This window comes from Terrabacter sp. Ter38, assembly GCF_024519435.1.
In the GTDB taxonomy this organism is placed as follows: domain Bacteria; phylum Actinomycetota; class Actinomycetes; order Actinomycetales; family Dermatophilaceae; genus Terrabacter.
Map to the genome: position 1 here is coordinate 1 of NZ_JALJRZ010000001.1, position 23,207 is coordinate 23,207.

Below are 23,207 nucleotides of genomic sequence, written 5' to 3' on the forward strand. Positions count from 1 at the left end.
CCCCGCGCCGGCGACCATCCCGCTGAAGGTGGGTGAGACGCTGACGATCGTTGTCACCAGCGACCACGCCGACGAAGTGCACGCGCACGGCTTCGAGATCGAGCAAGAGATCAAGCCAGGCGTCCCCGCGTCGCTCGAGCTGACCGGCGCGACTCCCGGGGTGTACGAGGTGGAGATGCACCATCCGGCTCTGACGCTGCTGCAGGTTGCGGTCAGTTGAGCAGACCACGTCGTGACCACAGCCACCGTGACCTGGGCCTCGGCAGTCCAGTTCTCACTCGTCGCTCCCGCCCACGGAGTCGGAAGCCAGCAGCGGCCTGGAACACCAAGCCTGCATGTCCTCGATCACCCGGTCCGTGATCCGGCTGACGGCGTCCTTGGAGATGCTCGCGCCGTATACCTCGGCGAAGTGCGCACTGATCTCTCCGGTACTCAAACCCTTGGCATACAACGAGCTCGTGACCGCGTCCACGTCCGTCAGGCGCCGCTGCCGCTTCCGGACGATGACCGGCTCGAACCTGCCGTCCCGGTCCCGGGGGACCTCGATGGTGACCTTGCCGGCGTTGTCCGTCAGGACCGTCTTGGCGCGAGTCCCGTTGCGGGAGTTGCCGCCGTTGCGGCCGGCGACCTCATGCTTGTCGTAGCCGTCGTGCTCGCTCATCTCCTCCTCGAGCGCGGACTCGAGGACCTGTTTGGTGATCGCCTTGAGCAGCCCGTCCGGGCCGGTCAGATCCTCACCCCTGGCCCGAGCGGCCTTGACCAGCTCACGCACCGCGTCACGCTCGACCTGAGCCGCCGTGCGCGTCTTCCCTTCCTTACCAGGGCTCACGCCCTCCAGCTTCTCGGTCATGACCAGACCCTTCCCGCTGAACAATCAGCGACTTGGACCAGTTACACCCTTTTCCGGACACTCCCGATCTCAGCGCGTTCTTCTCTGTTTACATCTCGGCCGAGGCGGGTGGGCTCCTTTGGGGCTTGCGGTCGGGGCGTTACCCGAGAAGATCACCTGAGGCGTCCGCTGCCGGATGTCGCCGCCGGAAGAGCGCGTGTCTGACTGTGGTGATGCGCGAGTGGATCAGGTTTCAGGCCAAGTGTTTTCGCTGCGTCATTACCGTTGGGGCCGCTGAGGTAGGCAGCGGCTCCGGCTGCCGTCTTGGCTCCTTCTATGGCCCGGTCTGCTGCTCGCATGAGTGCTTCCCTGACGATGTCGGGGAGCGCGACGGGTCGGTCATGAGCGTGGTCGACGGGCCGCACCCAGGACTCGGTGGAGGCGTTGCCGTACGGGCCACGCGCCTCGAGCGCCATCGCCATGGTGTTCACGCCGCGAGCCGACCCGAGCAGGTCTGGATCCTCAGTGGACTCTCGGAGGGCATAGGCGAGGTCTGCAGAGGTTGCGAGACCCAGCTGCAGCGTCCGGGACACCTGTTTCAGATCGACCGTGGCGGCGAGGACTTCGATGCTCGCCAGGCCGGAGCGGTCGTGAATGATCTCGCGCGTCGCGGCTCGGATCTCGTTGGCCGCGTTGACCAGGTCAGGGCCTGGTCGGCGTCCGCGGGACGGTGCGAGCTGCGGCCACACGGTCGCGAGCCCGACCCAGCTCGCTTGGGCGGACTCCAGCGCCGGCGCGAGGCGAGTGCGGTACGCGCCGGGTTCGATCGCGCCGGACCCGGACCCGGCGCGCAGCAGCGTCTGGCTGGTGAAGGCGATGTGCGCCTGGGTCTGCGCGATGAGCGCGATCGTCCCGGCGGTCGGGGCGCCGGACAAGGAGCGGTGCGCCTGGATGTCCCACGTGGCCAGCGCCTGCCGCAGCCGATCTGGCTCGGCGGGTGGTTTGTGTTCGCCGTGCAACGCTGTGGGGAAGGTGCCGGCGACGTAGGAGCCGGCGAGCTGTTCGAAGGCGGCCACTCGGTCGCGTGCCTCCACGGTGCGCTTCCGCGACTCAGGAGGTACCGCGGCGCGCCTGGTCGCGGACAGGGCGGTGAGGTCGCGCAGGTCGCGGTTCAGAGCGACCTGCACGCCGTGGGCGCCGACATAGAGGACGTGCATCAACCGTGCCTTGGCGGCGTCGAGGTCCGCTTCGACTTCGGGGCGCATGGGGCGGACATCGGTGCGGCGGCGCGGCAACAGCTCAGCGGCTGTCGTGAGGTTTTCGCACACCGTGAGCAGCCGGTCGTCGCCGAGGCCAGTCCCGGGCCATGGGCTCCTCCGGGAGGCCTTCATCAGGTTGTTGTTCATCGTCTGGAGCTGCTTCATCAGGTCCTGAGCAGAATTGTGACGCTCGGATTGGCCTGCGTGTGGGGACGGTTCGGGGAACGCGCGCCACAGATCGGCGGCGGCTTCGACGACCTCGCCCCATGTCCGGATCATGACCCGGCCGTCCATCAGCGGGGTGTCCATGAGCACCTCGCGCACGAGCAGATCGCTGTCCAGCAGCAGCTCCCCGAGGCTGCGGCCCTCGCGGGCGGGCATCAGCCGTGCTCTCCAAGGAGGTCGCAGAGCGCGACGACGACGCGGCTGCCGCCGACGGGCAGCGCCTCGATCGGGACCGTTCGGGTCAGGGCCTCCGCCGCCTGCACCAGCTCGAGCGGGTCGCCTCGGTCCGGGCGCGACACTGAGGGCTGGATATCGTCGTGCTCGACGGCGGCGGGCAGCAGGCCGCGGGCCTGGCTGGCTGCGAATGTAGCGCCCAGGCCGAGGTCCGACAGGGCGAAGGACTCCTCCAGCCCGGGCTGCGGGTCGGCAGCCAGGATGCTCAGGCAGCGGTCGGCTGCAGCCTGCAGGAGCAGGGCCACCCCGCCGATCACCGCCAGACCATCGTTGCCCGTCGTCGTCTCCGTCTTCGACGTCATGGCGCGTCCCTTCTTCGTCGGATCTGGCCGTCTTCATCCACGCAGACAGCGGGCGCGGCGGACCGCCCCGCCGCGGGCCTGTGGATAACCCACGGGGTGTCGGTGCGTCGTCGGACACTGTTCTCACGGACAAAAGCCGGGCAGCCGCCTGCTGACGATCAGCCGGAGCACGACGGGCGGCGTTGTCGCTCGGCTTGGGGGTGGGTGTGATGGGAGTACGGCTGACCACGCTGCTGGCGCAGACGCCGGGTATAGGCGTCAGCACCGTTGCGATGGCGACGCTGCCCCCGTTGCTGCCGGGCCCGCTCGGCTGGGTCGTCTTCCTCGGCGCACTATCCCTGGCGGTCGCCCTGCTTGGCGGCGCCGGCGAACCGGCCGCGGTACGTGCGCTGTTCGGTGCGCGGGCGTTGACGCCAGCCGAGGCCGCCGCACTGGCTCCGGCGATCGTTCTGCTCTGCCGGCGCGGCCTGGGGCCGCCGCTGGTTCGCCTCTACCTCTGGCCCGGAGGACCGGCGGTGGCCGCGACAGGAGCCGGCCGCCGGTCCGTTCTCGTCTCCGCAGAGATGGTGTCGCAGGTCCGTCGGGGCCGGCTCCCGCCGGAGCAGGCAGCCGCGGTGATCGCCCACGCGGCGGGTCTCGTCCGAGTCGGGGCCCTCCGGTCCGAGCTGGCGGTGCAGCTGTGGACCATCCCGTGGCGGTTCCTGCGCGGCCTCGCCCGCGCCGTTGGCGCGGCAGGCGGGCGCCTGCCGCTGGTGGCGCTGATGTGGCGGGCACGTTTCGTCGTGGGCCTGATCGCCCTCGGCCAAGGCGTCAGCACCGGCCCGCCCGAGGCTGTCGTGGCCGGCGCGTTGAGTGCGGCCGTCGTCGGGTTGAGCTACCTCGTGCCCCGGTGGGAGCGAGCGTGGGCCGCGCGGCTGCAGGCCATCGGGGACGAGGAGGTCGCTCGCATCGGTCTGGCATCGGCGTTGGCTGATTTCCTGCTGCGGCAGTCACGCTCGGCCGCCACGTTCGAACGGGTCCACGCTCTCGAGCTTGCTCACGCCTCCCTGCAGCCGTCGGGTCCACAGGATAGGACGAGGCGACGCTGACAGGCGACTCGAGCGACGCCGCGCGCGTGGTCCGGCAGGCCGGGCCATTGACGCTCACGCCCACACGTCACCGCCTTGGGCACCGGTGCCGTCGCGAGTGACCTTCACAAGGAGGGCGCGGGTCCCCTCTGAACTCGATCGCGTTCTTCACGAGTCGTTGTCTCATCCCGTGCACCGCCCAGTCGAGGCGTCCGACGCATGCCACCGGCCGGCCTGCGAGCTCACCGCGTCTCAGCGGTGTGGTCCGTCAGGGCCGCGCCCGGCCGGGGGCTTCGGTGGCTCGCGGGTCGCGTGGCGCAGCTCCTCCGACGTGGACGATGCGGACGGGTCACGGCCGGGTCCGTCGAGGTCGTCCGGGACGGTCCAGGTCCGTGGGTCCATCCCGAGCTCCAGGGCCACCTCGATGAGGCGGGTCATCTGGTACGCGGTCCCCGCCGGGACGCGGTCCAGAGCGACGCGCGCCTTGAGGGCGTCGCCGTCTAGCCAGTGCGCGAACGCGGTCAACGACGCCACCGGCGCCACCGGTGACTCCGGCCACGTGGCTGATTCGGGTGACTCAGCGCTCTCGGGGCAGCGCGTCAGCAGGTCGCGCCACAGCTCGGCGTGACGGGATGCCGTCGAGCGTTCCATCGACGCCCAGGCTTGATCCCGGAGCGGGGTGTGCTGCACGTCGGCGATCAGGCGCGCCGCATCAGCGTCCGGCAGGACGGTGTGGCCGGCCGCCGCGCGGGCCAGCGTGGTGGTGATCCACACCCGCTCGGCGTGGCCGCCGCGGGCAGCCGCCGCGGCGCGCTCGGCCGCGAGAGCCATCAGCTCGCCCGGGACCGGGTGGCCAGGGGCGTACGCCTGCCGCAGATCCCCCGGCGTCGCGAACGGTGTCGGACGCTCCAGCACGAGGAACTCCGCCGTCATCAGGTCCCGGTCGCTCTGGGTCACCTCACCGCGGTTCGGTCCGTCCAGACGCGCCCAGCCGTCGCCGTCGACCGCCACGGCGCCGATCACCGGGATCGCCGGTTCGAGCCGTTCCCGGACGGTGTCGCACACCTCACGTGCCAGGTCCGGCTGGTCCGTGTACGCGAGCAGCACGACCCCCACCCCCGTCCCGACACCCGTGCCGGCATACGTCCGGGCGAGCCCCTCAGCGACCGCTTCCTGCTGGGTGACCCCGTGCGGCAGGTTCACTCTCGCGACCGGGGCCTGGCCGGTTACCTCGGGGACGACCACGAGGGAGTCCTGCGGGTGCACTCCGAGGAAGTGCGGGACCGCCGCAACCACCTCGCTCATGCTGTGCAGCACGAGGTTCTCCTGGCTCACGATGCTCTCCTTCGTCTCGGACGGCACGGTCACCCACCAAAGCCACGTCGGTGGCCGTGGCGATCACGTCACGCCCAGCTGCCGCGACGCCCGCGGCCGCGGCTCGAGGGCCTCGACCGCCACGGTCACGTCTCAGGGGGTTGTCTCAGGGGGTTTCTGCGTGCGATGCACCGTCGGGCGCTCTGGCGGCTGCCGACCCTGATTCCAGGTTCCGGCCAGGGCGCTGTCGGTCGTCCCCAGACGGCGCAGCCGCGTGATCTCCCGCGGGGTCAGGCTTGGGCCACACCACTGCGCCGCCTCCGCCACGCTCACGTGCTCACCGTCGAACAGCTGGCGCAGCGCCGCACCCGCGCGCTGCTCGTACGTGATGACGGCCGCGTCCCGCTCCCCCAGGGCGACCAGCACGGTCGTGGCTAGGGCGGCCAGCCGCTTGTCCCGCTCCTGCCGGTGAGCGCGCACCTTCGCCTGCGCGGCCAGGGCGGCGCGGCGCGCCGCCTGCCGCACCGACGCCCGCCCCGGTCGCCCAGAACGTTCACTAGTGGGTTCACTCATGATCAGCCCTCACGACGGCATGGCTTGTGTCATCGACGTAAGCCGCGAGATCGCTCCCCAGCGATCAGTCCCCCACCGATCAGTACCGACCGTCCGACCTCGCCATTCGAGCCTGACATCGCGACGACGTCGCGACGTCGCGCCTCGACACGCCGCGCCGCCCGACCTGACCCCGACGAGATCCCCCACCTGACCGGCGCTGACCCAAGCCCGTACCCCCACCGAAACTGCAACCGCTCATGTCACACACACCTCATGCATTACCGGTCGTTTACGTTTCAACGATGTGATCCTCTGGACACGAGGATCGGGCTTTGGTGGGTGTGACGATGTCCATTCACAAGCTGACGGCCGGGAGCGGGTACGACTACCTGACCCGTCAGGTCGCGGCCCAGGACGCCACCGACAAGGGCCATACCGGCCTGGCCAGCTACTACGAGCAAAAGGGTGAGACGCCCGGGGTGTGGGTCGGCTCCGGGATGGCCGGCATTGACGGCCTGCAGGTCGGGGACGTCGTCACAGCCGAGCAGATGCAGGCCCTCTTCGGCTCCGGCCACCACCCTCTCGCGCAGCAACGACTGGACCGGCTGGCGGGCCCGGACCTGACCGCGCTCGACTACCGGACGGTGACCCGTCTCGGGGCGCCGTACAAGGTCTATCCGAGTGATGTCAGCGCGTTCCGGATCGAGGTGGCCCGCCGCATCGCCGAGCTCGCGTCCACGCTCGACGAAGGCTCGGACGCCGCGGTCCCGCTGCAGGAGCGGGCTCGGGTTCGGACCGAGGTGGCGATCGAGTTGTTCCGCGCCGAGCACGGCCGGGACCCCGCGAGTGGTTCGGACGGCGCCCGGGAGATCGCCGCGACGATCGCGAAACACTCCCGGCCCCGGACGACCGCGGTCGCCGGCTACGACCTGACCTTCTCCCCCGTCAAGAGCGTGAGCACCCTTTGGGCTGTGTCTGATCCGGCGACGGCCGCGGCCATCGAACGCGCCCACGTGGCGGCCGTGCAGGACGCGCTGCGGTTCCTGGAGGAGCACGCCCTGTTCACCCGCACCGGCGCAAACGGGGTCCGCCAGGTCGAGGTCCGGGGGCTGGTGGCGACGGCGTTCACGCACCGGGACTCCCGGGCCGGGGACCCGGACCTGCACACCCACGTCGCTGTCGCGAACAAGGTCCAGACCCTCGACGGGCGCTGGCTCAGTATCGACGGGCGGGTCCTGTTCAAGGCCAACGTGTCCGCGTCCGAGACCTACAACACCGCCCTCGAGAAGCACCTCCACGCCAACCTCGGCCTGCGCTTCACCCAGCGTGCAGGGTCCGATGTCGGTAAGCGTCCGATCCGGGAGGTGGTCGGCGTCGACGCCCGCCTGAACGAGCGCTGGTCGGCCCGGCGGGCAGCTGTCGAGACCCGCCGCGGCGAGCTCGCCCAGGCCTTCCAGCACGCCCACGGCCGTCCCCCGACCGCGGTCGAGTCGATCCAGCTGGCGCAGCAGGCGACCTTGGAGACCCGGCACGCCAAGAAGGACCCGCGCCCCCTGATTGAGCAACGGACCACGTGGCGTCGACAGGCCCTCGAGGTCCTTGGCGACGAGGACGCCCTCGAGGCGATGGTCCGGGCAGCCACCGCACCGCAGACACCCGGACAGGCGGGCCTCAGGTCTCATATCGAGGCGCCCGGCGCAGCGGTTGATCAGCGGATAGACGCGGCGTTGATCGACACGGCGTGGGTCGAGGCGACCGCTGCCTCGATCGTCGCCACGTTGGAGTCGAGCCGCAGCACGTGGCAGGTGTGGCACGTCCGGGCCGAGGCACAACGCCGAGTCAGATCCGCCGAACCTGACAGTCCCCACGTCCGCGCCGGCGTTCGGGCCGGCGACGTCGACGCGGTCGTGGGGCTTCTCGTCGACGAGGTCCTGGACCGCCGGTCGGTACGCCTGACCGACCAGGACGACGGGATGAGGGAACCGGCGCAGCTGCGCCGCCGGGACGGCGCCAGCGTCTACACGGTCCACGGCGCCGACCAGTACACCTCCGCCGCCGTCCTCGCCGCCGAACACCGCCTGCTCGAGGCCGCCGGACGCCTCGACGGGACCGCGGCCGCGACCCGCGATGTGGAGCTGGCGCTGTTCGAGTCCGCCGCGAACGGGGTCACCCTCAACGCCGGACAGACAGCCCTGGTCCGCGCCATGGCGACCTCCGGGGCCCGGCTGCAGCTGGCGATCGCACCTGCCGGGGCCGGGAAGACGACCGCCCTGCGGGCGCTGGCCACGGCCTGGGGCAACGGCGGCGGCCACGTCATCGGGCTCGCCCCCTCAGCAGCCGCCGCGGCCGTCCTGCGCGACCAGATCAGCGCCGCTACAGCGGCCTCCACGTCCGAGGCCGGCGCGCACACCGGCGGCGTTCCGGGCGATGTCGGCACCGCCAACACGTCAGGGCCGGCGTCAGCCGTCACGGACACCCTCGCCAAGCTCACCTGGTCCATCACCCACGGCGAGCTGCCCGATTGGGCCGCCAACATCGGCCGGGACAGCCTCGTCGTGGTCGATGAGGCAGGCATGGCCGACACCCTCACCCTCGACACCGTCGTGCAGTTCGTCACCGCCCGGGGCGGGTCCGTCCGGCTCATCGGGGATGACCAGCAGCTCGCCGCGATCGGCGCAGGCGGGGTCCTTCGCGACATCGCCCACCGCCACGGGGCGCTGCGTCTGACCGAGCTGCTGCGCTTCACCGACCCCGCCGAAGCCGCCGCCACCCTCGCCCTCCGCGACGGGGCGCCCGAGGCCCTCGGGTTCTACCTCGACCAGCACCGCGTCCACGTCGGCGACCCCGCCACCACCACCGAGGACATCTTCACCGCCTGGCGCGCCGACACCGACCGCGGCCTGGACGCGATCATGCTCGCCCCCACCCGCGAGCTCGTCGCCCAGCTCAACCACCGCGCCCGCACCCACCGCCTCCAGCGCCAACACCCCAGTGCCGGCACCGGCGCCGGCTCAAACGCTGAGGTCACTCTGGCGGACGGGAACGCCGCCTCGGTCGGTGACCTCGTCATCACCCGGACCAACGACCGCCGGCTACGAGTGAGCGCCACGGACTGGGTCAAGAACGGCGACCGGTGGACCGTCCTGGACGTCAGCGACGACGGCCGGATACGCGTCCAGAACACCCGCCACCGACGCACCATCACCCTGCCCGCCGGGTACGTGACCGCCTCGACGGAGCTCGGCTACGCCACCACGGTCCACGCCGCGCAAGGCGTCTCCGCTGACACCATGCACGGCCTGGCCAGCGGGCAGGAGTCGCGCCAGCAGCTCTACACGATGCTCACCCGCGGCCGGGTCGCCAACCACGTCTACCTCCAGGTCGTCACCGACGGCGACCCCCACACCGCGATCCACCCTGACACCCTCGCCCCACCCACCGCCACCGACATCCTCGAAGCAATCCTCGCCCGGGACCATTCCCCCGTCTCCGCCACCACCCAGCTGCGCGACGCCGCAGACCCGGCCCTCCTGCTCGGGCAGGCGACCGCCCGCTACACCGACGCCCTGCACCACGCCGCCGAGGACCTCCTCGGCCCCCGAGCCGTGACCACTCTGGAGCGCGACGCAGAACAGGCCGTTCCCGGGCTCACCCAGGCCCCCGCCTGGCCCACCCTCCGCGCACATCTGATCCTGCTCGCCGCCCACGACCACGACCCCCGCACCGCCCTGCTCGACGCCGCCGGCAGCCGAGAACTCGACACCGCCGACGACCCCGCCGCCGTCATCGACTGGCGCATCGATGGCCTTGCCGCCGGCACAGGACCGTTCCCCTGGCTCCCTGGCATCCCAGCAGCACTGCTGCAGCATCCGGGCTGGGGCGAGTACCTCACCCGCAGAGCCGAACTCGTCACCGGCCTCGCCGACCAGGTGAGGCATACCGCTCTCGCCGAGACGCCCGCGCGGGTCATCCACACCGGCCGCCGCCCGGACCCTGCCGTCCTCGCTGACGTGCAGGTCTGGCGGGCCGCGACCCAGGTCCCCGAGCAGGACCGTCGCCCCACCGGGCCACCGCAGCTGCAGAAGGCCGCAGCCCTGTGGCAACGCAGACTCACCACCGCCCTGCACGCCACTCACGCACCAGCCCTGCAGGAATGGCAGGACCTCCTGCAGATTGTCGCGCCGGGTGTCCGCGGTGACGACTTCACCCCGACCCTGGCCGAACGGCTGGCCGCGATGTCCCGGGCCGGACTCGACACCCCCGACCACCTGCGACGCGCAGCCACCAGCTCGCCGCTGCCCGATGACCACCCTGCGGCCGCCCTGTGGTGGCGCATCAGCCGGCACGTGGCTCCCGCTGTCGCCGTCGACACCGCGCACCACCAGCACGACGCCCTCACGACGTCATGGCTATCCCGCGTCTCCGAAACGTTCGGCCCGCAGCACGCCGGGGAGCTGCAGGCCAGCCCGTGGTGGCCCGCCCTGGTCACCAGCATCGACCACGCCCTACAACGCGGCTGGACCCTTGCCGATCTCCTCGGCACCCACCTGCGCTACGAGAGCGGCCCTCACCGCGACGAAGACCTCGACGACTGCCAGGCCATGGTGTGGCGCATTACCGTCCTCACCGACCCACCCCCACCAGCCGAGGACCTCGACGAGAACCCACCTCCCGAGGACGACCAGTCTTGGATCGAGCAAGCCACCGTCCTCCACCACCCCGATGAGGACGCCGACCACGATGTCGAGCACGAGCTCGAACCGGACACCGGTCGTTGGTGCGAGGCGCCCACCCCGCAACAGTGGCAGGACCTCCTCGACCCGAACCGTGACCCGAGCACCGACCCGAAGATCGACGAGAGCGCCGACGGCGTCAAGCCCGACGAGCCCGACGAGGCCGCAGCGGCGGTCGAGATGCGGCTCGCCCTCGCCGCCATGGTGCGCGACACGATGGGACCCCCTCCGCCCGACGCAGACGACGTCGAGACCATGGTCGCCCGCGCCGCGCTCTGGGACGACAGCCCCGTCAGCCGGGAGCGGATGCTCGAGATCAACCACCTCACCCTGGACTACTTCCGCGGCCAGCTCGCGAACAGCTGGGCCGACACCTACCTGCACGAACGCCTCGACCCCACAAGCGAATCGGCGACCGGTCGACAAACGGTTCCCCACGCCGCGGCCCTCACAGCCGCCCTGTCCGGGCTCGCACCCGGGTACGCGCCCGCCGGGTGGACCAACCTCGTCACCACCCTGCGGCGCTACGGCATCAGCGACGGCGAGATGCTCGCGACCGGTGTTGCCACACGCGCCCGCAGCGGCAGGCTCATCGACCGGTTCCGTGACCGCGTCATCCTCCCCATCACCCGCGACGGCGACGTGCTGGGCTTCATCGGACGCCGCCACCCCGACCTCGGCGATGACCACATAGCGGGCCGTTGGGTGCCGAAGTACCTCAACACCGCCGACACGCCCCTGTTCCACAAGGGCGCCCAGCTCTACGTGACACCGCCGTGGCCCCTACCCGTCGACACCGCCGTCGTACTCGTCGAGGGCCCGATGGACGCTCTCGCCGTAACCCTCGCCGGCGCCGGGGCCTACGTCGGCCTCGCCACCCTCGGCACCTCCCTCACTCGGCAGCAGAGCGCCGAGCTGGCGGCGATGGGACGAGCCCTGGTCGTGGCCACCGACGGCGACCAGCCCGGCCGGGCCGCCGCCGAACGGGACTTCTGGACGCTCGCACCCCACGGCCTGTCCCCCGCAGTGGCGATCTTCCCCGACGGGTCAGACCCCGCCGACGTCTTCACCCGCCACGGCCCCCACGCGCTGCTCGACACCCTCCAGCGCGCCCGACCCCTCGCGTCGACGCTCATCACGGAACGCCTCTCCAGCCTCAGCGACGACACCCGGCTGCAGCGGGCCACCCAAGTCCTCGCCGCCCAACCCGCCACCACGTGGGACACCGGGACCCGGCTCATCGCACGCGAGCTCAACACAACACGTCGGGCTGCGCGCGCCTGCCTCGCCGACCTGGCCGAGGCCTGGAACCGCGACCCCCGCGCCGTCGCCCGGCAGCAACTAACCGGCCTGCACGATGAGCGCAGGCGCCCCGCGTCGCCCGATATCCGTCAGCACGTCGAGCGATGGCTCGGGCTGGCCCGCGAGCTCGACCCCCGGCTTCCCGCCCAGAGCGACTGGCCCGCCCTGGCCGCCATGCTTGCCCAGGCACACCAGAGCGGACACGACATCGCGACCGTCTGCCGTCGGCTCATCGAGGACGAACCGCTGCAGGACCGGCCCGCGCAAGAGCTCCGTCGTCGACTCGCCGTCCACCTCTCCCATGACGAGACCGCCGTCGACGAGACACCCGTCAACACGTCCGAGACGCCCGCACACCTACGAACCGGAGCCGCCCAACAGCAGCGCGCCGCGTACGTCACGAGCGCGCCCCGCCGAGACCCTGCCAGGCGCTGAGGAACACCCCAGTCCGTCGCGATGACCACTGACAGCCGCACAAGGTGCGAAGTGACACAGTCCCTGCCGTCGACCGCCCTTCGCTTCGATCTCGAGTTTGGCGGCTCAACCGATGTCCGCGCGAGCGATGGAAACGGCGCGGGCGCGGGACAGCACCACCGGTGGACTCCTGAGCACTCACAGAACTCCCCCGACTGGCCGAACGTACCCCGGGACCGTCCCGTTCACTTTGCCTTTGACGCGGCTCAGACGCCGCGTACGTCATTGACCGAACGGCGGTCGCGACGGACACGGCTGGCCGCACAACGGGCGGTTTCGTAGCCTGCCGTCAGCGCGGCCACGGAAAGGGTCAGGGCGGCAAGGGTCAGGTCCCCTTGTTGTGCCTACGCAACCGCATCCACAACCTGTCCGAGATCTCGTGGTGTGGACTCAGGCTCGATCTCCGTATCTTCGCGTATGACGTTCGCACAACATCGAGCGATTAACCTCGCGGCACGATGGGTGCGGTCGGCTCCCATATGTCAGTGCCGAGGTGGCAGGTATTGCCTTGCGTGTGATTCGATGCAGTCGCAGGGAGTCATCGAGCAACAGGAGCGCCCGAAGCATGGCACAGCGAATCCAGACCATCCTGGAAGACGACATCGACGGTGGCCCCGCCGACACCACCATCCAGTTCAGCTACCAAGGCACCCAGTACGAGATCGACCTCTCCAACAAAAACGAGGAGAAGTTCATCAAGGCGCTCGAGCCCTTCACCAGCAAGGCTCGCAAGACCGGCGGCGGCGGCCGCCGCGCCGCTGCCAAAACCGCTGTCGGAAAGACCGACAAGAACCAGCTCCAGGCCATCCGCGAGTGGGCCCGAGCCAACGGTCACACGGTCTCGGACCGTGGCCGGATCAGTCAGGAAGTTCAGGACGCTTACAACGCCTCTCGCTGAGGCTGTCATGGAAGCCTCCCGAGGCGCGAGACCGAAGGCTTTCGAATCGTCGGTTCGGTCGAGCACCAGCACGTCGCGGATTTAGTCGATGGCTCGAGGCGCTCAGGTGGCATGAGCATCAGGCGATGTCAGTGATCTCAACGACTTGCATGCCTGCCCGCCCCGTCGACCGCCGCCTAACTGGCGTGCAACCCCCCGGCCTAATCGTGTCCCGGACGAAGGGTGAACGCGAACCTGACGGGCTACCGCGGCCGCGTCTCTTTCCACCGGGTCGCCAACGTCGGCTCGCGTCCCGCACCGCGCGCCCACGTTTCGTGTTCGGCGCGGTGAGCCAGCCATCAGATCGTCGGAGCTGCCGGCGCCGCGTGCGCGGACCCGCGCTCTAGGCGGTGCGTCACAGATGCCTATGTTGTGTTACTAGCCGAGACCTCGTTGGTCGGGGATGGGTTCGACCCGGCGTTCCCAGGGAGAATTTCCTTGGCCTTGTCGCACTACATCTGAGCTGATGGGGTCGTAACCGCACTTAGAAACCGCCGCAGAAAAAAGCTCTAGCCGTGCTCGATGACCATGCCGTGTCCACGTCCAGCACTTCGACTTCGCTCTGACCGCGTCCGCGAGCCGGGAGGCTGGTATCCCACCGGCCGCCGCGGGCTGCGACCAGTCCTGCCGGCGGACTTGCGCCCGGCCGCTCTCTCCATACGGCGGATCGCTGCCGGGACTGGCTCGTCCCGAGGCCGCCGGACCGAACCCGTCGACGCGATTGGCCCTAGTCCTCCAGTCGAGGTGGAGCAGCGTCTCAAATCTCAGGGATGGCTCCACCGTCGTCCGTGAGCTGAACCGCGATTTCGGTCACCGCCTGCTCCAACCAGGGACTGGGCGGAGCCTGCCCGCTCGGCCCCGGCGACAACCCCACAGTCAAACCGACCCGACTCGGTCCGCCAGCAGCCGCGGAGCGCAAGCGTGCATGGACGCAACACCCCGTCCCGTCAGCCACAACTGTCCACCCGGACAACCGCGTCACATGGTCGCGTGCGGAGTGCCCTCGGAACGAACGGCTGAACTCGGCCAAGTCCAGCATCTAATCAAACAACGGGTCCTCGCCGAGTCCGGGCTCCATGTCGGATCGCACATCGGACGATCCCAGACGGCCGAACGGAGTCTCGCGCACCCACTTGCGGACGGCGGTCCCGCGCTGACCCCGAACCACTGGTGATCTTCGTCATCACACCCCGTTAGCGGCGCAATCTGGACGAACCCCTCGAGCGTCCTCACGGCCCGATCCTCTGCCTCAGTCCACACCTCGCGGACGTGTTCGCCCGCCCAGCACCAACCCGGCCAAGGTCGGTGCCCTCCGCATCCTCATGATCGAAACGAGTACACACCCGGCCAGTGCGACCTCCTTGCACTCGCTACACTGCCGTGTGGTGCGGCCAGCGCCTCGCCACTTGGGCGCACGTGAGAAAGGTGGAATGTGACTAGCACACTGTTGAGCATCCAGAATCCTCCGGATGGGCTTCTCGAGATTGTCCTCGATCGCGATGATTCGGTTGCTGTCCGTCTGATGTGGCCGTTCGATCGCAGTGAAAACGACTGGATTCGTCTCAACGACCGTTTTGACCTGGGTGAATTCACTCACGCGGTGCAAGCACTAGGTCAAGCTGGCAGCGATTCGCACGTTACGTCGGCTGCATCTGAGTTGCAGTTGGTCCGACATGACAACACCTTTACCTTTGATTTGGCGCGAACAATCCCCCAAAGCAAGCGTGCCATCCTCGACTTCCCAATTCACCACCTCCTCGAACTCCAAATTGAGCTTGACGCATTGGGCGAGAAGAAGTGAAAGAATCCATGTATAACTCAGCAAGCTACTTCGAAAAAGCTCTTCTTGCGCCTACAGGGTTCCGCGAGTATGACGCCCGTTGGGTGATATCGCCCACGCCCACCGAGAGTGAAATCGGTCTCAACTATGTGGGTGTCCGCGAACTTGGTCGGCACCTAGGAACGTTTCTGCGGACTGAGCTCCTCGCGGGGTCCTCTATTGTCGTCGGACACGACTTCCGGGAATATTCAGAAAACGTAAAGAATGCACTTGTCATCGGACTGCTTCAGGCCGGCATGAACGTCCACGACATCGGCCTGACAACCACTCCAGCCGCCTACTTTGCACAGTTTCATCTCAACATCGACTGCGTGGCAATGGTGACCGCTAGTCACAACGACAACGGCTGGACCGGCATAAAGATGGGCCATCGGAAAGCCTCCACGTTCGGACCAGAAGAGATGGACGCTTTTCGGCATCGCGTCCTCAGTGACGAAGCAACGGACGGCTCCGCAGCCTCTGGGACCTATAAGCCCGAGCCGGGCGTCCGCTCTGCGTACATCCAGGACCTAGTGGCCAAGTGGTCCCCTAGGTTCCAGGGATTGCCTCGGCTGCGAGTGGCCGTCGAGTGCGGTAATGGAACCTCGGGCCTCTACGCTCCGGAACTTCTGAAAAGATTGGGTTTCGATGTTGCTGAGGGGAACGTACGCCTGGACTGGAATTTTCCCAACTTCAACCCCAACCCGGAAAGTATCCCGTTTCTGAAATCGGTAGAGAATCTCGTCGCATCTACGGACGCCGACTTGGGCTTGTGCTTCGACGGGGATGGCGATCGCCTTGGTGTGGTCGATGAGACTGGCTCCCTCGTTTTCTCAGACAGAGTCGGTCTTCTCATCGCAAAGTTCTTGCAGGATGAAGAAGGATTCACGTCGCCCTTCGTCATCGACGTGAAATCGACATCCCTTTTTGAATCCGAGCTGGACAATGAGATCGTATGGTCCAAGACCGGTCACTCGTATGTTAAGGCAACTGTGGCGAAGTCCGGCGCCATCGCGGGGTTCGAACGCAGCGGTCACTTCTTCTTCAGCGACCCCCTTGGCTATGGCTTCGACGATGCATGTGTCGCTGCACTCGTGCTCCTCTGGGTTTTGATCCGCACTCGCGACGCCAACCCGCAATCAAGCCTCTCCGCGCTACTGGCAACCGCGCCACTCTCACATTCCTCTCCCAATCGTCAGCCCCGTGTGCCCGATGAAGACAAGTACGAGGCTGTTGAAACGCTGGCTGCTTACTTCGTGGGTAAAGGCACGTTGGCGGGAGAACCTATCGAGGATGTCAATAGGCTAAATGGCGTTCGCCTCACCTTGCCTGGAGGAAGCTGGCTCCTGATCCGAGCTTCCTCTAATTCCCCGAATCTCGTTGTAATCGCCGAAACCTTTGATTCCGATGGGTCACTTCTGTCCCGTATCGACGACGACGTTAGAAGCGCGATTCAGGCGACAGGACTAGACATAGGTCCTTTTGAGTCGCTTGCGGAGTTCTAGAATATCCCACGTTTGGCGCCTACTACCGGGATGTGAACTTGCATAGAGTGCCGCAATCACCCACGATCGTCTTGGATATGGGTGGAACCTGGTTTCGGAGTGCGATTCACGGCATTGATCGCCAGTTGATGCACGTGAGCCGTCACCCGGCCTTCACCTACGTTGTTCAAGACTCAGCGTCGGTGGAGGAGCTACAAGAGTTCGCCGCTCGATTCGTTCTCGATGAGGTCTCTCGCCTCCAAGCTGTTGGCGGCACCCAGTCAACCCAGGTAGGCATCTCGTTCGGTGCAGCAATCAACGGGCACACGAGCGAGATACTCAACGCCAGCCAACTCTGGGGTCCCGGAAGTGGTGGCTTCGACCTGCTTCATCGACTGACAGAATCTCGTCCTGATCTCGCCTGGACCCTGATAAATGATGTCTCAGCTTTAGCGCTCTACTTCTCGTCGCAACTCGACGTTGACTCTACTACACGCATGTGCGTGATGACCGTGAGTACAGGTATAGCCGCACGAACCGTTGAGACGGCCACGGGCCGTATTCCGCTGTCACGGAACATGGGTCTCCAAGGAGAGATCGGCCACCTTCCTGTCGACTTCGGAATCGCGGGATTGGGGATTTTGAGTTGCGATTGCGGTGCGGCGGGACACCTCAACGCATATGCCTCCGGGCGCGGCATTCTCAAGGTGATGAAGGCGGTGGGCGCACGTGTCGGCAAGACCGACTGGCAGGATCTGGGTCAGAACCCGGAACTTTGGCCGATAGTCCTTACCGCTGGTCTACTGCGAGGGGACCCGCACGCGAACCAAGTCTTGGACGCAGTTACGCACGTCCTGGCAAGAGCGGTTCACTGGATCGTCACTGTGGACCCGGAGATCGACCGAGTCATTATTTGCGGGGGCGTCGCCGAAGGCCTAGCGCCCTACTTTGAGCAGCGCCTTCGGGATCACCTTATTAAAGAACCCATGTACCTGCAAATGGAACGCCAGGGCTCCGGCTTGGCCCAGGTTGTGGAATTCCCCAAAGGCTCCGACACATACCCACTTCTTGGCGCAGCTATTGCCGCGGAGAAACAAGAGGCCCGACGTACCGTAATCCGCTTACCCCCCACGCTCACGAAGTTCCGCCTCACCGAGAATCGGTGGACTGAATATGAGGTCATGCTCACCGCTAAGTTCGAATCTTCCATGTTGGAAAACTGCTTGATGGCGCTTGGGGCTCAGCATGCCTTAGTGCTAATCGATCGTGACGTTCCGAAGGATCAGGCGTCCGCCTATCATTCAGCACTAGGAACAATTCTGGACCAGGTTACTGTGGCGGCGGTCAACATTGCTGCGGAAGGCAAAGACTGGCGTCTCGTAGAGTCGATTCTGGCAAGAATGGAAGACGCAAACTTCGGTCGCCGAACACACGTCCTCGTGGCTCTCGGCGGAGGAACTCTGCTTGATGCAGCAGGGCTGGCGGCAGGCCTGTACCGGCGTGGTGTTCCATACATACGAATACCTACAACACTCCTTGGTTTGGTGGATGCGGGAGTAGGCGTGAAAGTGGGCGTCAACGCTATGGGTATCAAGAACCGGATTGGCCTCTTTAACCCCCCTGACGCGGTCATCTGCGACATGCAGTTCGTCGAGCGCCTCAACCGTGAGGGCATCATCGGTGGCCTTGGAGAAATCGTGAAGATCGGACTGGTTGCGGACGTCGATCTCATCGAATCTTTAGAGCGACACTGGCACCATGCATTACAGAACTCTTTCTACGGGACGCCTCAAGGATACGGCATTGTAGAGCGATCCATCCGCGCCATGCTCACGCAGCTGTCAGGAAATCTGTGGGAGTCGGAGCTGAATCGCCCAGCCGACCTAGGACATAGCTTCAGTCAGGCTCTTGAGTCCCTACCCGATCCCAGGCTTGGTCACGGCAAGGCAGTCGCTATCGACATTGCGCTAACGCTTCAGCTGGGCCAAGAGCGCGGTCTCACCTCAAAGGCAACCGTGACGCGAGTACTTGCTCTGATGCAGTCATTGGGACTCCCCACTTTCGAATCCCGCATATCAACAGTCCAACTCTGGGCGTCGTTGGGAGACGCAACCGTCCATCGTGGGGGCCGTCAACGCCTGCCGATCGTCACTGATATAGGGCAGAAGCCGGTCTTCCTGTCGGACGTGAAGGAATCAGAGATTGAGGCAGCCTGGGGTCGGCTGAAGGACTGGCCGCATTGACCCGGCGAGAGGTGACCTCCTTGGTGTGCCGGCAGGGACGTCTCGTCGAACGTACTCATGCGCTCGATGATCGGCTCCTTGGCTCACTCAAGTGGTTCGTCCCTGAGTATGTCGGCCTCTGTGGAACGGATTTGGACATCATGAGTGATAGTCGACCCGATTCAGCACGAATCATGGGGCACGAGGCGCTTGTTCGTCTGGATCGAGGGGCGCCCCCAGCAAGCCAATCCAATTCTTCGGCCCGTTTCGTTTTGAACCCCGTGAATTCGCTCCGTCAGGACGACGTGATTGGTCACTCACGCCCTGGAATGCTTCAGAGCAGTGTCGCCCTGCCGTCAACTTGGATTCCAGAAAGACTAGTCCCACTCGCCGAAGGCGTGCCGGCGGTACTTTCGCCACTTTCCGAGCCTGTTGGCGTTGCACTGTACGCCCTAGACCTCTTGGGCCTCGCAAGTACGGCGCGCCGTAGACTACTTTGCATCGGTGCCGGTCCGATCGGCGCAACTATCTCTTTGGTTGCGTCACTAACATGTGGCGCATACACGGCCGTGGTGGATATATCTCCGTCCCGTGTTGATCGTGCAGTTTCCAAGAAGTTGAGCGACCAGGGCTATGTCACGGGTACTCGCACTGAACTCAGGCGTGTGCTGCAGCTGTTCCAGCCGGACACGATAGCTATATGCGTCCCGCGCGATGCGCGTATCAAAACACTAAAAGCGGTAGCGGAGATAGTGGAATCCGGCACGATTATCGACCTAGTGACTGGTTTCGAGCCCACGGACCACATACGAGAGTTGCCGGGCTTCTTTCCAAGCGCCGTGCGCCGAGGAAATGTATGCGGTGTGACGTCGCGCGGAGGTATTGAGTCAGTAAGAAGAAGCGACGGTCTGCTCGTTAGGTTCACCGGGCACCGGGGCACCTCGCCAGACCATTTAAGGCGTGCAATGGCCCTCATATCAGAATCGCCCCAAAGGTTTGGCGAGCTTATCACTGATGTGGTTCCCTTCGGCAAGGTACCGGAGATGGTAGCCAGCATCATGAAGGCGCGTCGTGATCCGGAACGCGCGCACTATCGGAAAGTCCTTGTGGACATGGTCACTAGTGACTAGGCGGCGCCGAGTCCGGTGTTACGTGTTGAAGCCACACAGATGTCAGCCCTCCAGATATGGTCAAGGTCTCCCCTGTGATGAAGGGAGCAGATCGCGAGGCTAGGAATACCACAGCAGCGGCCACTTCATCTGGTAGCCCCAATCTCCGCAGGGGCGTGTACCTTAACATTTCGTCAAAGTATATCCCGCTTTTCGTGCGTCTGATCGGGGTATCAATGCGACCGGGCGCTACTCCATTTACGCGTATGCCCCGTGCACCGTATTCAAGGGCCAATGACCGAGTAATCTGATCAAGTGCGGCCTTCGAACTGGCGTACGCAAGGCCTTCGAATGAACCTATTGAGCCAGCGATAGACGAGACGTTAACGATGTCCCCAGTTTCCTGCAGAAGCATGTGCGGCAAGACTGCTTTTGCACAAAGGAATGCCCCTCTCGCGTTGGTGTTCATCACTTGATCCCAAGTGCCCTGGTCCAGTTCGACTGTGGGCTGGAAGCTAGCTATTCCCGCACAGTTGATTAGGCAGTCCGGTTGTGCCAATCGCGAGGTCGTGTTTGATACGAACGTCTCGATCGATGCCTCATCCGTCACGTCCACCCGCAGAGGTATCGCGCGACCTGATTCTTCTGACAGGACCCTGCATAGTGACTCGGCGACGTCCTGACGATTCCGATATCCGACAGCGACCTGCGCTCCTTCGCTTACCAGGAGGCGCGCGATGGCTTGGCCGATTCCGCCAGAACCCCCTGTGAGCGCAACCACGCGCCCCTCCATAGAACCAGTCATCTCGGCGGACCTCTTTCAATAGTTTCTAATAGTGCGCCACATTCGCTTGAACACTTGCCGCAGAAATGTGAGACCGCTAACCAATAGCGCGATCATTACGCTCACGGCGACGTTCCCCACCCAAGTGTCGCCATATGGAATGGTGGTCATCGGAAGTCCGGACCTTAAGAGCGCGAAGGTAACACCGGTCAAGACCAGTACCAACAGTACGGCCGCCACTCCGTTCATCCAGGCGCGGCGGCGCTGTTTGGCATGGAAGGCTCTCACCGAAACAATGTGACGCAAGCCACCAAAGACAGTCGCTTCGATAAGGTCATGGACGTTGGATGAGGCGAGGTACATAGTCGTGACCACCCAAAGGCCCAAGCCCTCAGTCTTCACCAGCATGACGGGATGCTCCCCATCACTGGTGTAGAGAAGTGGCAGCCAATCTGAAGACCAACTTGCGAAAGCTCCTGAATACATCTTTGTAGGATTGAGTTCTTCTATGGACTTGGTGCTCGTGGAATCAGGGGGGAACCACGTATCGGCGGGGACTGGCAGGTAGGCCGAGTGGATGACCGTCGGCAAACTTGAAATCAGGGGGTGCTCCTTTAGCCTTGCGTTTCGCAAGACTGACGACCCGAACGAGTACGTGTCCCGTGACATGACTCGGATTTGTCCGGGTGTGAGAATGTCATAGGCGCGCTGGACAGGACGCCATCTCTTAGGCTGGTTTTCCATGATGATAATTCCGCCCTTTCTTACGAACTGGGCAAAATGGTCATCATAAAACTCAACTATTGCCTGCACGCGGTCGGAGGCGAACATGAGGGCACCGTCAAGGACGCACCAGTTGAATATAACGACGTCGTAGGCGTAGATGTTGAAGAATCGTCGCTCCTCCATCTTGGCCAAGAGGCTTACCAGCTCCACATGCGCTTCGGGCCAGCTGCGCAGTTTCTCCTCCCAGAAGCATTTTCTACGTCGGGCTGGGTCCAAGTCGTCCACGATAATGGCAATCTTCATCTCCGACCTCCTTTCAGAGCGTCTGACAAGTGGCTCAGCGTGTTTACGACAATCAAGCGATCGTCAACCACGCGAGGTTTGAGGGTGCCGCGATCAACGAGAACCCCAACAGCTTGCGTATTGAGTGACAGGGGCACTTCAATGTCACTTCGATACGAGTCGCCGAGGAACACAGTCAATCGTTTTGACTTGGGACGTTGCAGAGAGTCCACATGAGTAAATAGACGCGCGAAGTACTCAGGATCTGGTTTGTCTACAGGATCGCCGACAAATAGACCGCCGTGTGAGATGCCGAAGTCGTTGAGCTTTGCTATGCGGGCTTCCTTGAATGCGAGCGAACGCGCCACGTCATATTCGAACTGGCCGTCCAGACCGAGGTGAAAGCGCGCATCGCTAGACGTCATCAGAAGGGGCCAGAGTCCACTGTTCTCTCGCACCAGCGTGAACAGTTCCGGCGCGTCCGCAAAGACCTGCGGACGCGCAGTCATCTCTGCCCAGTAGGCATCCGTCGCCGACCCAACTTGGTCAGCAGTCAGTGCTAACCCGCAGTCCTGACCCGCAATCCAAATCAAGACCTCCCGGCTGAACCGTTTGGTCGCTCCCCAACGTCTGCGAATGGATATCTGACAATCTTCGACGCGCTCCTCAAGGGCCGTGTAGTCCGTAGCATCCTCCGAATCGTGTGATTCTTGGTGCGCATCCAGCAATGCGTCGAAGGTCGCGCGGAAGCAGTGCAGAACGTGTTGTGTTTTTGAGACGCCCAACGTGGAGTTGAGCGCTGGGGCCATTGCCTCAGCTGCCTTGCTGTGCATGGCTTTCGTGTCGACTAGAGTGTCATCGACATCGCTGACCCAGACAAGGGAAGCCCTATTCTCGAAGATGTGGTGAGATAGCCATGCGTCGGGGTCTCCAGCCACTTGCGCTCCTGTCCTTGGGTCTACGCCGTCTCAGTGGCCCCCGTGCGCGCCCTTGGTCCGCTGTTGCGAGCAAGCACGACCCGTTCATCTTGGGCGGCGGTAGGCCACCCTTGTCTACAGGAGAGCCGACCACTTTGGGTGCACAAACAGGCCACTTCTTGCCGTGCGATGACCCGAGCCGCCCGACGGCGTTCCCGCGACGAACTAGGCAGCGCCCCAAACGGATGCGAGGCCCTCGAGCGATCGATCCCGCCGGGGCCTATCGGATTGATGGTGCAACTTGCCCGCCACGCCGAAAGGCTCGGGTGGAAGCGTCGTCACCCATGACCGTGACCGTCCAGGTCATGGGCTCGATGCCGAGCGATGCGGAGAGTTGTCAACGGCAGTCGAAAACTGACCCCCTGGAGGCACTTGGGTTCTAGGTCTTGTCGCAACGCTCGGGTAATAGAGGGGCATGCAGATGGGATGACGAGGCCGCAAGCGGCAGCTGGCGGGAGAGGACGAGTACTGGAGGCCGATCATGTGCGGGGTGGGCACGGTCGCGGCGTGTGGACGTGTCGGGATCGCCCGGAAGACCGGATACCGGTGGCGGGCCGAGCGCGGCGGTCTGCC

13 protein-coding genes and 2 pseudogenes are annotated in these 23,207 nt (G+C 65.4%); 7 read left to right on the top strand and 8 right to left on the bottom strand.

Annotated features, from left to right (window positions below; all coding sequences use genetic code 11):
* Positions 1-220 (top strand): annotated as a pseudogene (locus NR112_RS00005) (cupredoxin domain-containing protein); the annotation flags it as partial.
* A gap of 90 nt (positions 221-310) precedes the next feature.
* Here NR112_RS00005 and NR112_RS00010 read toward each other — a convergent pair.
* From NR112_RS00010 to NR112_RS00020, 3 genes and pseudogenes are all read right to left on the bottom strand, one after another.
* Positions 311-850, bottom strand: a pseudogene (locus NR112_RS00010) (transposase); the annotation flags it as partial.
* 152 nt (positions 851-1,002) lie between these two features.
* Positions 1,003-2,469, bottom strand: coding sequence for a hypothetical protein (locus tag NR112_RS00015; protein WP_256791948.1), 1,467 nt, complete (start codon positions 2,467-2,469; stop codon positions 1,003-1,005).
* Complete coding sequence (locus NR112_RS00020) at positions 2,469-2,849, bottom strand: hypothetical protein (RefSeq protein WP_256791949.1); 381 nt, start codon at positions 2,847-2,849, stop codon at positions 2,469-2,471. Before NR112_RS00020 ends, NR112_RS00015 begins: the two co-directional genes overlap by 1 nt.
* Positions 2,850-3,031: 182 nt before the next feature.
* On the opposite strand from NR112_RS00020, the gene NR112_RS00025 reads away from it, so the two are divergent.
* Complete coding sequence (locus tag NR112_RS00025; RefSeq protein ID WP_256791950.1) at positions 3,032-3,937, top strand: hypothetical protein; 906 nt, start codon at positions 3,032-3,034, stop codon at positions 3,935-3,937.
* Positions 3,938-4,168: 231 nt separating this feature from the next.
* Here NR112_RS00025 and NR112_RS00030 read toward each other — a convergent pair whose 3' ends face one another.
* Positions 4,169-5,251 (bottom strand): DUF4192 domain-containing protein, encoded by a 1,083-nt coding sequence (locus NR112_RS00030; protein ID WP_256791951.1) that lies wholly within the window; start codon positions 5,249-5,251, stop codon positions 4,169-4,171.
* Between the two features lie 132 nt (positions 5,252-5,383).
* Positions 5,384-5,803 (bottom strand): hypothetical protein, encoded by a 420-nt coding sequence (locus tag NR112_RS00035; RefSeq protein WP_256791952.1) that lies wholly within the window; start codon positions 5,801-5,803, stop codon positions 5,384-5,386.
* Between the two features lie 329 nt (positions 5,804-6,132).
* On the opposite strand from NR112_RS00035, the gene mobF reads away from it, so the two are divergent.
* The 5 genes from mobF (at position 6,133) to NR112_RS00060 (ending at position 18,777) form a co-directional block, all read left to right on the top strand.
* Positions 6,133-12,255, top strand: coding sequence for a MobF family relaxase (mobF, locus tag NR112_RS00040; RefSeq protein WP_256791953.1), 6,123 nt, complete (start codon positions 6,133-6,135; stop codon positions 12,253-12,255).
* Between the two features lie 604 nt (positions 12,256-12,859).
* Positions 12,860-13,192 carry an Lsr2 family protein gene (locus NR112_RS00045; RefSeq protein ID WP_256791954.1) on the top strand — a complete coding sequence of 111 codons (333 nt, stop codon included), beginning with the start codon at positions 12,860-12,862 and terminating at the stop codon, positions 13,190-13,192.
* Positions 13,193-14,663: 1,471 nt separating this feature from the next.
* Positions 14,664-15,032 carry a hypothetical protein gene (locus tag NR112_RS00050; protein ID WP_256791955.1) on the top strand — a complete coding sequence of 123 codons (369 nt, stop codon included), beginning with the start codon at positions 14,664-14,666 and terminating at the stop codon, positions 15,030-15,032.
* A gap of 8 nt (positions 15,033-15,040) precedes the next feature.
* Positions 15,041-16,555 (top strand): hypothetical protein, encoded by a 1,515-nt coding sequence (locus NR112_RS00055; protein ID WP_256791956.1) that lies wholly within the window; start codon positions 15,041-15,043, stop codon positions 16,553-16,555.
* A gap of 47 nt (positions 16,556-16,602) precedes the next feature.
* Entirely contained in the window at positions 16,603-18,777 is a 2,175-nt protein-coding gene (locus NR112_RS00060) for an ROK family protein (RefSeq protein WP_256791957.1), read from the top strand.
* A 1,098-nt stretch (positions 18,778-19,875) separates the two neighbouring features.
* On the opposite strand, the gene NR112_RS23130 is transcribed toward NR112_RS00060, so the two are convergent.
* From NR112_RS23130 to NR112_RS00070, 3 genes are read right to left on the bottom strand one after another with little or no spacing between them, the layout of a single operon-like run.
* Positions 19,876-20,670 carry an SDR family NAD(P)-dependent oxidoreductase gene (locus NR112_RS23130; RefSeq protein ID WP_374510793.1) on the bottom strand — a complete coding sequence of 265 codons (795 nt, stop codon included), beginning with the start codon at positions 20,668-20,670 and terminating at the stop codon, positions 19,876-19,878.
* 15 nt (positions 20,671-20,685) lie between these two features.
* Positions 20,686-21,678: a hypothetical protein gene (locus tag NR112_RS00065; protein ID WP_256791958.1), complete on the bottom strand. Its 993-nt coding sequence runs from the start codon at positions 21,676-21,678 to the stop codon at positions 20,686-20,688.
* Positions 21,675-22,595: a hypothetical protein gene (locus tag NR112_RS00070; protein WP_256791959.1), complete on the bottom strand. Its 921-nt coding sequence runs from the start codon at positions 22,593-22,595 to the stop codon at positions 21,675-21,677. The genes NR112_RS00065 and NR112_RS00070 overlap by 4 nt, the downstream gene beginning before the upstream one ends.
* Between the last annotated feature and the right edge of the window lie 612 nt (positions 22,596-23,207).

What these genes read in the sequence shown, in the direction of transcription:
- NR112_RS00015 (WP_256791948.1), bottom strand. Translation starts at nt 2,469, where the DNA reads ATGCCCGCCCGCGAGGGCCGCAGCCTCGGGGAGCTGCTGCTGGACAGC.
- NR112_RS00045 (WP_256791954.1), top strand. Translation starts at nt 12,860, where the DNA reads ATGGCACAGCGAATCCAGACCATCCTGGAAGACGACATCGACGGTGGC.
- NR112_RS00020 (WP_256791949.1), bottom strand. Translation starts at nt 2,849, where the DNA reads ATGACGTCGAAGACGGAGACGACGACGGGCAACGATGGTCTGGCGGTG.
- NR112_RS00055 (WP_256791956.1), top strand. Translation starts at nt 15,041, where the DNA reads ATGTATAACTCAGCAAGCTACTTCGAAAAAGCTCTTCTTGCGCCTACA.
- NR112_RS23130 (WP_374510793.1), bottom strand. Translation starts at nt 20,670, where the DNA reads ATGACTGGTTCTATGGAGGGGCGCGTGGTTGCGCTCACAGGGGGTTCT.
- mobF (WP_256791953.1), top strand. Translation starts at nt 6,133, where the DNA reads ATGTCCATTCACAAGCTGACGGCCGGGAGCGGGTACGACTACCTGACC.
- NR112_RS00035 (WP_256791952.1), bottom strand. Translation starts at nt 5,803, where the DNA reads ATGAGTGAACCCACTAGTGAACGTTCTGGGCGACCGGGGCGGGCGTCG.
- NR112_RS00065 (WP_256791958.1), bottom strand. Translation starts at nt 21,678, where the DNA reads ATGAAGATTGCCATTATCGTGGACGACTTGGACCCAGCCCGACGTAGA.